This is a genomic window from Gaiella sp., from assembly GCF_057140465.1.
The window spans coordinates 1-11,693 of sequence record NZ_DBNHWK010000040.1; the positions used below are offsets into that span (position 1 = coordinate 1).

An 11,693-nucleotide genomic window follows, 5' to 3' on the forward strand; every position below is an offset into this window, starting at 1 on the left:
AGCCGGCAACGACTACCTCAACGGCGGCCCGGGGAGCGATTGGTTCTCGTGCGGCCCCGGCAAGGACACGGTGGTCGCCGACGCGACGGAGAAGGTGGCCGCCGACTGCGAGGTCGTGAAGCGAACCGGCCCCGCACCGCCACCTCCTCCTCCGCCCGAGTCGCCGCCGCCGCCCGAGCCGCCGGCGCCGCCTCCGCCGCCCGCGCCGCAGGCCCTGACCGGGACCTACTGTGGGTTCACGGACTCCGGTGGGGGCATCTGCCTCGACGTGGTGCAGAGGGACGCACAGCAGTTCGTCACGAACGGGAAGTTCGAGCAGATCGTGACGTGCCAGCCGGACTCGCGCTTCCGGCTCTCGATCACGCTCGGCAGCACGGTGCCGATCGGGCCCGACCTGTCGTTCACGTACGACGTGACGAGAGGCGAGCTCACCGGCAGCCAGGTGAAGGGCACGTTCGACACCGCGGGGAACGTCAGGGGGCCACTGACGTTCATGGCCCGCTTCGACTACGAGGGCACGACCTACACGTGTCAGAACCAGACCAACTGGTCGGCGAAGATCCAGCGGTAGGCGAGGGCCCCGGCGCCGTCGTGCGTCTCGAGGCCGCCGCCCCGACGAGCACTCAGCTCGGGGCGGCGGCCTCCGTCGACGACGTCGAGCGATCGGATGGTCGCCACTGCCGAGAGCACGCAACGTTGGACACACGGTGCTCCGCCGCGATCCGGTAGCGTCCGTCGAGATGGAGGCGACACACGACGTCCTCGTCGTCGGGGCCGGCTGCGCGGGGATGCGGGCGGCGATCGAGGCGCACGACCGGGGCGCCAGCGTCGGTGTCATCTCCAAGCTCCATACGACGCGCAGCCACTCCGGCGCGGCGTAGGGGGGCATCAACGCGGCGCTCGGGAACACCGCCGAGGACAGCCCCGAGACGCACGCGTTCGACACCGTCAAGGGGTCCGACTACCTCGGCGACCAGGACGCGATCGAGATCTTCACCGCCGAGGCGCCGGGCGACATCTACCAGCTCGAGCACTGGGGCTGCGTCTTCTCGCGGAACGACGAGGGCAGGCTCGCGCAGCGCCCGTTCGGCGCCGCCGGGTCGCCGCGCACGGTGTACGCGGCCGACATCACCGGCCACGTCCTGATCCAGGTGCTGTACGAGCAGCTGCAGCGGCGGATGGACGAGGGGATGGAGGTCTACGAGGAGTACTTCGCGTTCCGGCTCGTGATCGAGGACGGCCGCTGCACGGGGGTCATCTGCTGGGACCTGATGCACGGCGGCGTGAAGCTGCTCACCGGGAAGTCCGTGATCCTCGCCACCGGAGGCGCCGGCCGCCTCTTCCGGGCGACCACCAACGCCTACGCCTGCACGGGCGACGGGATGGCGATGGCGCTCCGCGCCGGGCTCCCGCTGAAGGACATGGAGTTCATGCAGTTCCACCCGACGACGATGTACCCGAGCGGCATCCTCATCACCGAGGGCTGCCGGGGCGAGGGCGGTTACCTGATCAACAAGGAGGGCGAGCGCTTCATGCAGCGCTACGCGCCGAACGCGCTCGAGCTCGCCTCGCGCGACGTCGTGTCGCGCTCGGAGACGACGGAGATCGAGGCGGGGCGCGGCATCAACGGTTCGGTGCTGCTCGACCTGCGCCACCTCGGGGCGGAGAAGATCCTCACCCGGCTCCCCGGGTCGCGCGAGCTCGCGATCACCTACGCCAGCGTCGACCCGATCTACGACCCGATCCCCGTGCGCCCGGGCGCGCACTACCACATGGGCGGCGTCGAGGCGGACAACTGGGGGCTGACCGAGGTCGACGGGCTGTACGCCGCCGGCGAGGTCGCCTGCGTGTCGGTGCACGGCGCGAACCGGCTCGGGGGGAACTCGCTGATGGAGACGATCACGTTCGGCCGGCGGGCCGGCCAGGCCGCCGCCGAGGCGGCGCTGTCCTCGGGCGGCTCGGCGAACGGGCACGGCGAGGCGGCACGCGCCGACGCCGAGAGGTGGGTCGAGGGCCTGCTCGCGAACGGCGACGGTGAGCGCCCGTGGCAGATCCGTGACGAGCTCGGCCAGTCGATGCTCGAGAACTTCGGCGTCTTCCGCTACCCGGACAAGATGGACCGCCAGGTCGAGGTGATCGCCGGGCTCCGCGAGCGCTACGAGCGCGGCGTCGTCGTCGAGGACAAGGGCGACGTCTTCAACTCCGACCTCACCCAGGCGATCGAGCTCGGCTACCTGCTCGACCTCGCCGCCTGCATGCTCCAGGCCGGCGTCGCGCGCACGGAGAGCCGCGGCGCCCACTCCCGGCCGACCGACTTCCCCGACCGCGACGACGAGAACTTCCTCAAGCACTCGATCTCGCGCTGGGTGGATGACGGGCCGGAGCTCTCGTACAGGGAGGTCCGGATGACGAGGTGGGAGCCGATGGAGAGGAAATACTGACGTGATGCAGGTAGCTCTCAAGATCTGGCGCTACGACGCCTCGACCGGGGACCGCGCGCTGCGCGAGTACGAGGTGGACGTCTCGGACGAGGCGACGCTGCTCGACACGCTCGACGTGGTCAAGGACCGTGTCGACGGCTCGCTCGCGTACCGGAAGAGCTGCCGGATGATGATCTGCGGGTCGTGCGGGATGCGCGTCGACGGCGGCGCGGTGCTCGCCTGCAAGATCCGGATCGCGGACATCGCGGCCGACGGTCACGTCCCGGTGATCTCGGCGATGGGGAACCTCCCCGTCGTGAAGGACCTCGTCGTCGACATGGATCCCTTCTGGGGGAAGATGCGCGCCGTCGAGCCGTACCTGCAGCCGCGCTACGACGAGGCCGAGGAGCGGGAGAACGTCGTCTCGCAGCCGCAGATGGACGTGATCCACAAGGAGTCGCTCTGCATCAACTGCGGCTGCTGCGTCTCCGAGTGCAACTCGATGGAGTCCGACCCCGACTTCCTCGGCCCGGCCGCGCTCGCCAAGGGCTTCCGCTTCGTCGGCGACGCGCGCGACGGCGCGACGATCGAGCGGCTCGAGCGCTACTCGGAGGAGCACGGGATCTGGGACTGCACGCGCTGCTACTTCTGCAACGAGCGCTGCCCCAAGGGCGTCGACCCGCGCGACGCGATCGCGAAGCTCGGCGCGGAGGCGATGCGCAACGGCATCGACCGCGACATGGGCGCGCGTCACGCGAAGTGGTTCGTGACGTCCGCGAAGACCACGGGGTGGCTCCGCGAGACGGAGCTCGTCCCGAAGACCCAGGGGATCGTGAAGTCGATCAAGGAGATCAAGTTCGCGATGTCGCTGCTCCCGAAGGGCAAGGTTCCCCCGCCGTTCCCGCCGCACGTCGCAGCCGACGTCGGCGAGTCGCGGGCGCTCTACGACCTCGTCAAGGGTCAGGATCGCGACGGCGCGGCCGGGATCGTGCAGGGCGAGAAGGCGCTGATGCACCTCGAGCACCACGCCGGGGGCGCGTCCGACCGCGACCCCTACGACGAGCCGACGTCGGCGCCCCGTCCCTACCTGCCCAGCGAGAAGGAGGAGGCCGCGTCGTGAAGTCCGTCGCCTACTACAAGGGGTGTCTCGCCAGCCTCTCGGCGAAGGAGCTCGACATCTCGACGCGTGCGCTCGCACCGAAGATCGGGTACGAGCTCGTCGAGCTCGAGTCGGTCACCTGCTGCGGCGCCGGTGACATCCACGAGGCGGAGCCCGACTACTACCTCCACCTGAACGCGCGGATCCTCGCCTACGCGGAGGAGACGGGGTGCGACACCCTGATGACCGTCTGCAACGTGTGCACCCTGAACCTGCGCCAGGCCAACCACCAGCTCCAGAACGACGCGGCGCTGCTCGAGCGCGTGAACGAGAACCTCGAGTCGGTCGGCGTGCCCCGCTACGAGGGCGGCGTCGAGGTGATGCACTTCCTCTGGCTCGTCGCCGGGGAGAGCTTCGACACCCTGACGACGGTCGCGCACAAGGGGCTCCGCGGGCTCAAGATCGCCCCGTTCTACGGGTGCCAGATCCTGCGGCCGTCGAAGCTCCTCGGGTTCGAGGACCCGAACAAGCCCGACTCCCTCGAGCGCATCATCACCGCCTGCGGCGGCGACCCGGTCGACTACCCGGCGAAGGTGAAGTGCTGCGGCTTCCCGATCATCCAGGCCCGCGAGGAGACCGCGCTCGCAGAGCTCGTCCAGCCGATCGAGCAGGCGAAGGAGGCCGGCGCCGACGCGATCGTCACCCCGTGCCCGCTCTGCCACCTGTCGCTCGACGCCTGGCAGTCCAAGCTGAAGAAGGCCACGGGCAAGGACTTCCAGATGCCGATCCTGCACCTCTCGCAGCTGATCGGCGTCGCCGCCGGCCTCGAGGACGCCGAGCTGAAGTTCAGGCGGCACGTCGTCTCCGTGCAGCCCATGCTCGAGAAGCTCTCCATCTGACCCGGGGCCGCCACCTCGGCTCGACGTGGCCGTCCGCCGGGCGCCGTGTCGCACGTGCAGCGCGCGAGTAGCGTTCCGGGATGGCCGTCGTCGTCGCTCTCGCCGTGCTCCTCGCCGTCGGCGCCGCCTGGGGGTGGTTCGAGGCCGGCTGGCTGCGCACGCGTGTCGTGCACGTCGAGATCGCCGGGCTCCCGGCCGCGTTCGACGGCCTCCGCATCGCGCACCTGTCCGACTTCCACCTCGGCCCGCCGTCTCGCGGGCAGGCCGCGGTCGAGCGGGCCGTGGCCTGGGTCGAGCAGCGCCGGCCGGACCTCGTCTGCGTGACGGGCGACCTCGTGTCGCACCCCCGCGGCGAACGGCGGTTCCGCGCGCTGCTCGCGCGGCTCGACCGCCCGCTCGTCGTCCTCGGCAATCACGACGTCGCCGTCACGCGCGACCCGTTCTCGCGGAAGGCCGAGCTCGACGACCTGGCCGACCTCGCCGTGCTGCTCCGCGACGAGTCCACGACCTTCGAGCGCGACGGCGTCGTCGCGCAGCTCGTCGGCGTCGACGCGGAGAGCTATCCCCGCGGCGAGGCGCGGCCGTGGGAGCTCGTCGACGGAGCGGCCGGCCTGCGGATCCTCCTCTGCCACTTCCCGGGGATCGCACGGCGGCTCCCGGAAGGCGCCTTCCACCTCGTGCTCGCCGGGCACCTGCATGCGGGGCAGATCAGCCTGCCGGTGCCCGGGCGGCGCGTGACGCTGGCGCACCCCAGGGCCCGGTACGTCGCGGGCCTCTACGACACACCGGGCGGCGTGATGCACGTGTCCCCGGGGCTCGGGACGACGTTCGTCCCCTTCCGCTTCTTCTCGCGACCGGAGGCGACCGAGATCGTTCTCCGGGCGCGGCCCGTGCACGGCGGCGCCGGCCCCGGCTCGGAGTAGACTCGCGGAGGTGGAAGGGCACTCGTCGATCTCGTCCGAGATCCTGGGCTCATACGCCGCGGACGCCGCGCGCGGGGTCACGGGAGTCCGCGGCCTCGCCGAGGGGGCGCTGCACCGCCCTCGAGGCATCAAGGTCACCACGGAGGACGGAGCGGTCGCGGTCGAGCTGCACCTGTGCCTCGAGTGGGGCGCGAACGTCCCCGAGGTCGGGGGAGCCGTGCAGCAGCGCGTGGCCGAGTACCTCGAGCGGATGGCGGACGTCGCACCGGTGAGCGTCGACGTCGTCGTGGACGAGATCGGGCCGCCGCCGACCGACGCGTGATGCAGGTCGTGGGGCTCACCCGCGGCACGCTCGCGGCTGCGCCCGGCGTCTGCCAGGACTGTGTCTGGTGGCAGTCACGCGGGAACAAGACCGCGTCGAAGCCACGGTGGGCGGAGCGCGCGGAGGAGGAGTTCGGCGAGTGGGGGAGCGTGTACATCGACGACGGACGGACGGTCGGAGCGATGCAGTACGGGCCGTCGTCGCTCTTCCCCCGGGCCGCCGACCTCCCGGCCGGGCCGGCCTCCGACGACGCCGTGCTCGTCACGTGTGCCTACGTGTCCGACGGCGGAGCGGAGTGGGTCGAGAAGTCGCTGCTGCTGGCGGCGATCGGCGAGGCCCGGGACCGCGGAGCGGCCGCGCTGGAGGCGTTCGCCTACCGGTACCCGCCGGACCAGGAGGGGGAGGCGAGGATCCGGCGGCACCGGACGGTCTTCCCGCGCGACTTCCTCGACGACTTCGGCTTCCTCACCGTGCGGCGACAGGGCCGGGTCGAGCTCTGCCGGCTCGAGCTGGGCGGGCTGCAGCCCGTCGAGGAAGGGACGCGGGCGCGCGTCCTGCGCGTGGTGCAGGAGGCGTTCTCGCCCGCGCCGGAGCCCGCGCCCCGTCCGTAGCGGACGTCTGGCGCCGCCCGGGGGCCGCTGGCACGATGGGCTCGTGTGGAAGCGGCGTCGATCGAGACCGCTGATCGTCGAATGGCACGACTGGCGGGCGCTCGCCGCGATGGTCATGGGCATCGACGTCGAGCTCGACCGGATCCTCGACGAGCTGGAGGTGGACGATGGCCGGGAAGGGGATTGACCCGGAGCTGCGGGCGGAGTGGCGTGAGGCGCGCCGACGCCTCGCCGAGTCGATCGAGCGCGGCGATCGGCGTCACGCGGAGCGGATCGCGGCGGACGAGCGTCGCAGGGCCCGACTCCACCGGCTGACGTTCGGGCTGCTCGGGCGTCGGGCCGCCTAGGCGGCCGCGCGCTCGGCGGCGCCCGCGAGCATCAGCTCCGCGATCTGGATCGCGTTGAGCGCCGCCCCCTTGCGGAGGTTGTCGCACGAGAGGTAGAGCGCGATGCCGTGCTCCGACGCCGTGTCCTTGCGGACGCGGCCGACGAGCACGTCGTCCGTGCCCGCGGCGGCCGCCGGCGTGGGGAACGACGGCAGCTCGAGAACGCGCACCCCGGGGGCCTCGCGGAGCGCCTCGACCGCGCTGTCGGCGGAGATGTCCTCCTGGAGCTCCACCCAGACGGCCTCGGAGTGCCCGACCATCACGGGGACGCGCACGCACGTCGCCGAGATCGGGAGCTCCGGCTGCTCGAGGATCTTCCGCGTCTCCGCGCGGAGCTTCGCCTCCTCGTCCGACTCGTCGCCCTCCCACGACCAGTCCATGACGAGGTCGTGCTCGGCGGCCTCCTCGCCCCGGAGCTGCTCCATGCGCTGCGCGCCCGCTCCCGACACGGACTGGTATGTGGCGACGTGGACGCGGGCGAGCCCGGCCGCCTCGTGCAACGGCTTGAGCACGCAGGTGAGCGGGATCGTGCAGCAGTTGGGGTTGGCGACGATCCGGTCCCGGTCGAGCGCGTCGTGCACACGCCCTCCGTTCACCTCGGGCACGACGAGCGGGTACCCGTCGACGAGCCGGTACGCGGACGACTTGTCGACGCACAGCGCCCCCGCGGCTGCGGCGTGCGGCACGAGCGCACGGCTCGCCGACGTGCCGACCGAGAACAGGCAGAGGTCGAGGTCGCCGGCGCCGAGCGCCTCCGGGGTCGCCTCCTCCACCAGGAGCTCGGTGTCGCCGAAGCGCACCCGGCCGCCCGCGGAGCGGGCGGAGGCGAACGCCCGGACGTGGTCGTACCCTCGCTCGGCGAGGAGGCCGAGCGTGATCGTGCCGACGGCGCCCGTCGCGCCGATCACGCCGATCCGGGTGGCAGTCACATGGCGTGTTGTAGCCGAAGCGGGTCGACCGGCGACGAGCCGAGGTCGATCCCCTCGACGGAGGGATCGCCGGCGACGAGCTCGCAGCGGCCCGCGCCGAGTGCGGAGGCGATCGCGGTCGCGGTCGCGCCGGCGTTCGCCTGCTCGAGCGCGGTCACCTCCGACGCCGTCGAGACGCCCTGGTGGTTGGCGACGAGCACGATCGCACCCACGAGGAGCTCGCGCTCGATGCGGTGCGGGCGGACCTCGAGGATCGTCGCCGACCCGTGCGCCTCGTCGGTGACGATCCCGGCCTGCGACCCCGTCAGGGAGACGGCGCGACGGCCGAGGTCGATCAGCGCCATCGCCGTCAGCGCGCAGCTGATGCGCGCCCCGGTCGTCACCAGCAGGTCGAGCTCGCGGGGCAGCGGCGCCGGTGAGACGTCGTGCGCGAGCCGCAGCAGCTCGTCGGTCGCATCGCCCATCGCGGAGAGCACCGCGACGACGTGGTTGCCGTCCTCCTGCACCGACGCGAGCCGGGCTGCTGCCGTGCGGATCCGACGTGGGTCGGCGAGTGCGCGTCCGTCGAACGCGATCACGACGACCGGCGCCCTTGCGGTGCTCACGGCACGAGTCTAGAGGGGGCCCCGGCGATCCCGGGCTCCCGTCCGCCCCTCAGGCCGGGCGGCGTCCGGCGAGTGCGCGGCCGAGCGTGACCTCGTCGGCGTACTCGAGGTCGCCGCCGACGGGCAGGCCGCTCGCGAGCCGTGTCACGGTGACCCGGTCACGCAGGCGGTCGGCGAGGTACGCGGCCGTCGCCTCGCCGGTCATCGTCGGGTTGGTCGCGAGGACGACCTCCTCGACGCCGCCGTGGGCGACCCGGTCGAGCAGGCCCCTGATGCGCAGGTCCCCGGGATCGACGCCGTCGAGTGGAGAGAGCGCCCCGCCGAGCACGTGGTACAGCCCCCGGAACTCGTGTGTGCGCTCGACGGAGACGACGTCCACGGGCTGCTCGACGACGCAGATCACACTCCGATCGCGGCGGGGGTCGGTGCAGATCGCACAGAGCTCCTCCTCGGTGAGGTTCCCGCACTCGCTGCAGAAGCGGACGCGCTCCTTGACCTCGGTGATCGCCCCGGCGAGGGCGACCGCCTCCTCCTTCGGCACCGAGAGCAGGTGGAACGCGAGTCGCTGCGCGGTCCGCGTGCCGATACCGGGAAGGCGGGTGAGCTGCGCGACGAGGTTGTCGACGGCAGGGCTCAGCATCCGCGGAGCGTAGCCGTCCGCTGCGGACATCCGGCCGTGCGGCCAGCCGTGCAGTCGGCCGCGGGTCGCCCGGTGAGCGCCCTAGAGGCCGGGCAGCCCGAGCCCGCCCAGGTCGGGCAGCTGGCTCCGGAGCTTCGCCTCGACGGCCTCCTGGGCCGCGCGGATCGCCTCGTTGGCGGCGGCGAGCACCATGTCGGCGAGCATCTCGGGGTCGTCGGGGTCGATCGCCCGCGCGTCGATCCGCACCTCGACGAGCTCGCCGCCACCGTTGGCCTTCACGGTGACCATGCCGCCTCCCGCCGACGCCTCGGAGACGATCTGCTTCGCCTCCTCCTGGGCCTGCAGCATCTGCTCCTGCATCTGCTGGGCCTGCTTCATCAGCGCGTTCATGTCCATCTTCATTCCTCGACCTCCGTTGCGTCGAACGTGTCCTTGAGCAGGGAGAGGACGTCCTCCTCGGAGAGCGGCTCCTCGGCGATCGCCTCACCGCCGCCGTCGCCGGTCTCACTCCGGCTCGTGCGCACGGTGAGCCGTCTCCCCGTGACCTCGTGCAGGGCCTCCCGCAGGAGCTCGAGGTTGCGTTGGTCCTCGAGCTGCTTGCGGTGGAACTCCGCCGCGTGCACGAACTCGATCGTCACCGTGTCGTCCGCGAGGGCGACCGGGCGCGCCTCGCCGAGCAGCGTCGCGACGGGGATCGACCGCTCCCGGACGGCGGGGAGCACGCTCCGCGTCCATGCGTCCTGTAGCTGCTCGAGCTCGAGTGGATGGCCGTCGTCGGCGGGATCGTCTCCCGCCTCGCGCGTCTGCGCGGGCGGGGGGTCGGCTGCTGGCGCCGGGCCGGCCGCGGGCGCGGGGACGGGGGAGGGGGCCCGCGACACCGCGGCCGTCGGCCCGGCATGAAGTCGTTCTTCTAGCACCTCGACCCGATGGGCAAGCGACTCGCGCGAGAGGTCGGCGTGCGGGCGGGTGACCTTGACGAGCGCGAGCTCGAGCGGCAGCCGGGGGTCGCCGCCCTGGCGCAGGTCGTCGACGGCGACGGCGAGGAGGTCGATGAGGCGCAGCACCGTCGGCTCGGGGAGCTGGTTCGCCTGCTCACGGAGCCGGTCACGCGTCTCCTCGGTGACGGGGAGCGACTCGGGGACGTGCCCGACGTGCTGCACGAGGAGGAGGTGCCGCAGGTGCTCGATCAGGTCGGTGACGAGGCGGCCGAGGTCCTGCCCCTGCTCGGACAGCTCCTCGACGGTGACGAGGGCGCCGGCCGCGTCGCGGTCGACGATCGTGTCGCAGATCCGGAACAGCGCGTCCTCCTCGACCGAGCCCACGAGCTGGAGCACGTCCTGGACGCCGACCCGTCCCTCCGTGGCGGCGCTCAGCTGGTCGAGCGTCGACACCGCGTCGCGGAACGAGCCGCGGGAGCCCCGCGCGACGAGCGCGAGTGCCGCGTCGGGCGCCTCGATTCCCTCGCCGTCGGCGACGCGGCGCAGGAGCGTGACGAGCTCCTGGAGCCGCGGCCGCTGGAACACGAACGTCTGGCAGCGCGAGCGCACGGTGGGGAGCACCTTCGCGAGGTCGGTCGTGCAGAAGACGAACAGGAGGTGGGGCGGCGGCTCCTCGATCAGCTTCAGCAGCGCGTTCCAGGCGGCGTCGGTGAGCTGGTGGGCCTCGTCGAGGATGTAGACCTTGTAGCGGCCCTGCGCCGGCTGCAGGACGACCCGCTCGCGGATCTCGCGGATGTCGTCGATGCCGCGCTGCGACGCGGCGTCCATCTCCACGACGTCGAGTGACGTGCCGGCGGCGATCGCGATGCACACGTTGCACGAGTTGTCGGGCGTCGTCGTCGGGCCGTGCGCGCAGTTGAGCGCCTTCGCGAGGATCCGCGCCATCGACGTCTTCCCGGTGCCGCGCGGCCCGGCGAACAGGTACGCCTGCCGCAGCTTGTCCCCGTCGATCGCGTTCCGCAGGGTGCGGACGATCGCCTCCTGCCCCACCACCTCGGAGAAGTCCTGGGGGCGGTACTTCCGATACAGGGCGGTCACCCGGCGATTGTCGCAGGACCCGGCCGTGCCGGGGTGTCGCCGGGCCGGTGCCTGCCCACGGATACCCCGTTCGAGGCCACCGTGTCGTCCGGTTGGGCCCCGCTCCGATCGGCGAACGGCGTCGGCCATCCGGTCGCGACGGGTGGACATGCGGGCCGGCGGCGATAAGGCTGGGGTGGCATGGTCGATGCCCGGCAGTTCGTAGCGCGAGCCGTGCTCGCGGCGCATCCGGCCCGGCCGGGGCGGGCCCTCGCCGTGCTCCGGGAGAGCCAGTGGTGGGAGCCGGAGCGCATGGAGGAGCTGCGCGTGGCGGCCTTGCGCAACGTGCTCGACGCCGCGGCGGCCGTGCCGTTCCACGACGAGCGGATGCGGGCCGCGGGGCTCGTGCCCTCCGACGTGCGCTCGGTGGAGGACGTCGCGGCGCTCCCGCCGCTGGAGCGCGGCGACCTGCAGCGTCTCGGAGTCGACGGCCTGCGTGTCCCCGGCCGACACGGGCTCCGGTGCGCGAGCTCGGGATCGACCGGGACGCCGGTCGAGGGGCTCTGGCCCCGCGAGATGATCGCGTGGTCTGACGCCGACGACCGCCGCTGCAACGGGTGGCTGGGCGTAGCCCCCGGTGAGCGGCGCGTCTGGCTCGCGGCCTCGCCCTCGACGGCGAGTCTCCGCCGCCGTCTTGCCTCCGCGCTCACGAACGTGACGCTCGTGCCCTCGCGCACGCTCGCGGGCCCCGAAGTCGTCGACGCGCTCGCGGAGTCGCTCGATCGCCGCCCCGCAGCGCTCGTCTGGGGCCAGTCGAACGGGCTCTACGCCTTCGCGCGAGGTC

At 72.4% G+C, this 11,693-nt stretch carries 13 protein-coding genes and 2 pseudogenes; 10 read left to right on the forward strand and 5 right to left on the reverse strand.

Annotation, left to right across the window (positions count from 1 at the left end):
- The 9 genes and pseudogenes from AC162C_RS05830 to AC162C_RS05870 all read left to right on the forward strand — a co-directional run.
- Window positions 1–571: hypothetical protein (locus AC162C_RS05830; protein ID WP_484096730.1), on the forward strand; the 571-nt coding region annotated here is incomplete at its 5' end.
- Window positions 572–740: 169 nt separating this feature from the next.
- Window positions 741–2,441: pseudogene (locus AC162C_RS05835) on the forward strand (FAD-binding protein).
- Between the two features lie 4 nt (window positions 2,442–2,445).
- A complete protein-coding gene (locus AC162C_RS05840; protein WP_484096731.1) occupies window positions 2,446–3,540 on the forward strand; it encodes a succinate dehydrogenase/fumarate reductase iron-sulfur subunit in 1,095 nt (364 codons plus the stop codon).
- A complete protein-coding gene (locus AC162C_RS05845) occupies window positions 3,537–4,418 on the forward strand; it encodes a CoB--CoM heterodisulfide reductase iron-sulfur subunit B family protein (protein ID WP_484096732.1) in 882 nt (293 codons plus the stop codon). The genes AC162C_RS05840 and AC162C_RS05845 overlap by 4 nt, the downstream gene beginning before the upstream one ends.
- Before the next feature lie 80 nt (window positions 4,419–4,498).
- Entirely contained in the window at window positions 4,499–5,341 is an 843-nt protein-coding gene (locus tag AC162C_RS05850) for a metallophosphoesterase (RefSeq protein WP_484096733.1), read from the forward strand.
- 10 nt (window positions 5,342–5,351) lie between these two features.
- Window positions 5,352–5,663, forward strand: coding sequence for an Asp23/Gls24 family envelope stress response protein (locus AC162C_RS05855; RefSeq protein WP_484096734.1), 312 nt, complete (start codon window positions 5,352–5,354; stop codon window positions 5,661–5,663).
- Window positions 5,660–6,274 (forward strand): hypothetical protein, encoded by a 615-nt coding sequence (locus AC162C_RS05860; RefSeq protein WP_462974846.1) that lies wholly within the window; start codon window positions 5,660–5,662, stop codon window positions 6,272–6,274. Before AC162C_RS05855 ends, AC162C_RS05860 begins: the two co-directional genes overlap by 4 nt.
- Before the next feature lie 43 nt (window positions 6,275–6,317).
- Window positions 6,318–6,461, forward strand: a complete 144-nt coding sequence (locus tag AC162C_RS05865) for a hypothetical protein (protein WP_484096735.1) — start codon at window positions 6,318–6,320, stop codon at window positions 6,459–6,461.
- Entirely contained in the window at window positions 6,442–6,621 is a 180-nt protein-coding gene (locus AC162C_RS05870) for a hypothetical protein (protein ID WP_484096736.1), read from the forward strand. Before AC162C_RS05865 ends, AC162C_RS05870 begins: the two co-directional genes overlap by 20 nt.
- Here the strand turns inward: AC162C_RS05870 and AC162C_RS05875 are convergent.
- The 5 genes from AC162C_RS05875 to dnaX form a co-directional block, all read right to left on the reverse strand.
- Window positions 6,618–7,589, reverse strand: a complete 972-nt coding sequence (locus tag AC162C_RS05875) for an aspartate-semialdehyde dehydrogenase (RefSeq protein ID WP_484096737.1) — start codon at window positions 7,587–7,589, stop codon at window positions 6,618–6,620. The two genes, AC162C_RS05870 and AC162C_RS05875, sit on opposite strands and share 4 nt — an antisense overlap.
- Window positions 7,586–8,194, reverse strand: a complete 609-nt coding sequence (locus AC162C_RS05880) for an amino acid kinase family protein (RefSeq protein WP_484096738.1) — start codon at window positions 8,192–8,194, stop codon at window positions 7,586–7,588. The genes AC162C_RS05875 and AC162C_RS05880 overlap by 4 nt, the downstream gene beginning before the upstream one ends.
- A gap of 49 nt (window positions 8,195–8,243) precedes the next feature.
- On the reverse strand, window positions 8,244–8,834 hold the full coding sequence (gene recR, locus AC162C_RS05885) for a recombination mediator RecR (protein ID WP_484096739.1): 591 nt from the start codon (window positions 8,832–8,834) through the stop codon (window positions 8,244–8,246).
- A gap of 81 nt (window positions 8,835–8,915) precedes the next feature.
- Window positions 8,916–9,236, reverse strand: a complete 321-nt coding sequence (locus tag AC162C_RS05890; protein WP_462975222.1) for a YbaB/EbfC family nucleoid-associated protein — start codon at window positions 9,234–9,236, stop codon at window positions 8,916–8,918.
- Window positions 9,233–10,870: a DNA polymerase III subunit gamma/tau gene (gene dnaX, locus AC162C_RS05895; RefSeq protein ID WP_484096740.1), complete on the reverse strand. Its 1,638-nt coding sequence runs from the start codon at window positions 10,868–10,870 to the stop codon at window positions 9,233–9,235. Before dnaX ends, AC162C_RS05890 begins: the two co-directional genes overlap by 4 nt.
- A 180-nt stretch (window positions 10,871–11,050) precedes the next feature.
- Between dnaX and AC162C_RS05900 the strand changes: the two are divergent.
- Window positions 11,051–11,693: pseudogene (locus tag AC162C_RS05900) on the forward strand (hypothetical protein); the annotation flags it as partial.

Coding starts and splice junctions, on each gene's coding strand:
- AC162C_RS05840 (WP_484096731.1), top strand. CDS start 2,446: ATGCAGGTAGCTCTCAAGATCTGGCGCTACGACGCCTCGACCGGGGAC.
- AC162C_RS05850 (WP_484096733.1), top strand. CDS start 4,499: ATGGCCGTCGTCGTCGCTCTCGCCGTGCTCCTCGCCGTCGGCGCCGCC.
- AC162C_RS05870 (WP_484096736.1), top strand. CDS start 6,442: ATGGCCGGGAAGGGGATTGACCCGGAGCTGCGGGCGGAGTGGCGTGAG.
- recR (WP_484096739.1), bottom strand. CDS start 8,834: ATGCTGAGCCCTGCCGTCGACAACCTCGTCGCGCAGCTCACCCGCCTT.
- AC162C_RS05890 (WP_462975222.1), bottom strand. CDS start 9,236: ATGAAGATGGACATGAACGCGCTGATGAAGCAGGCCCAGCAGATGCAG.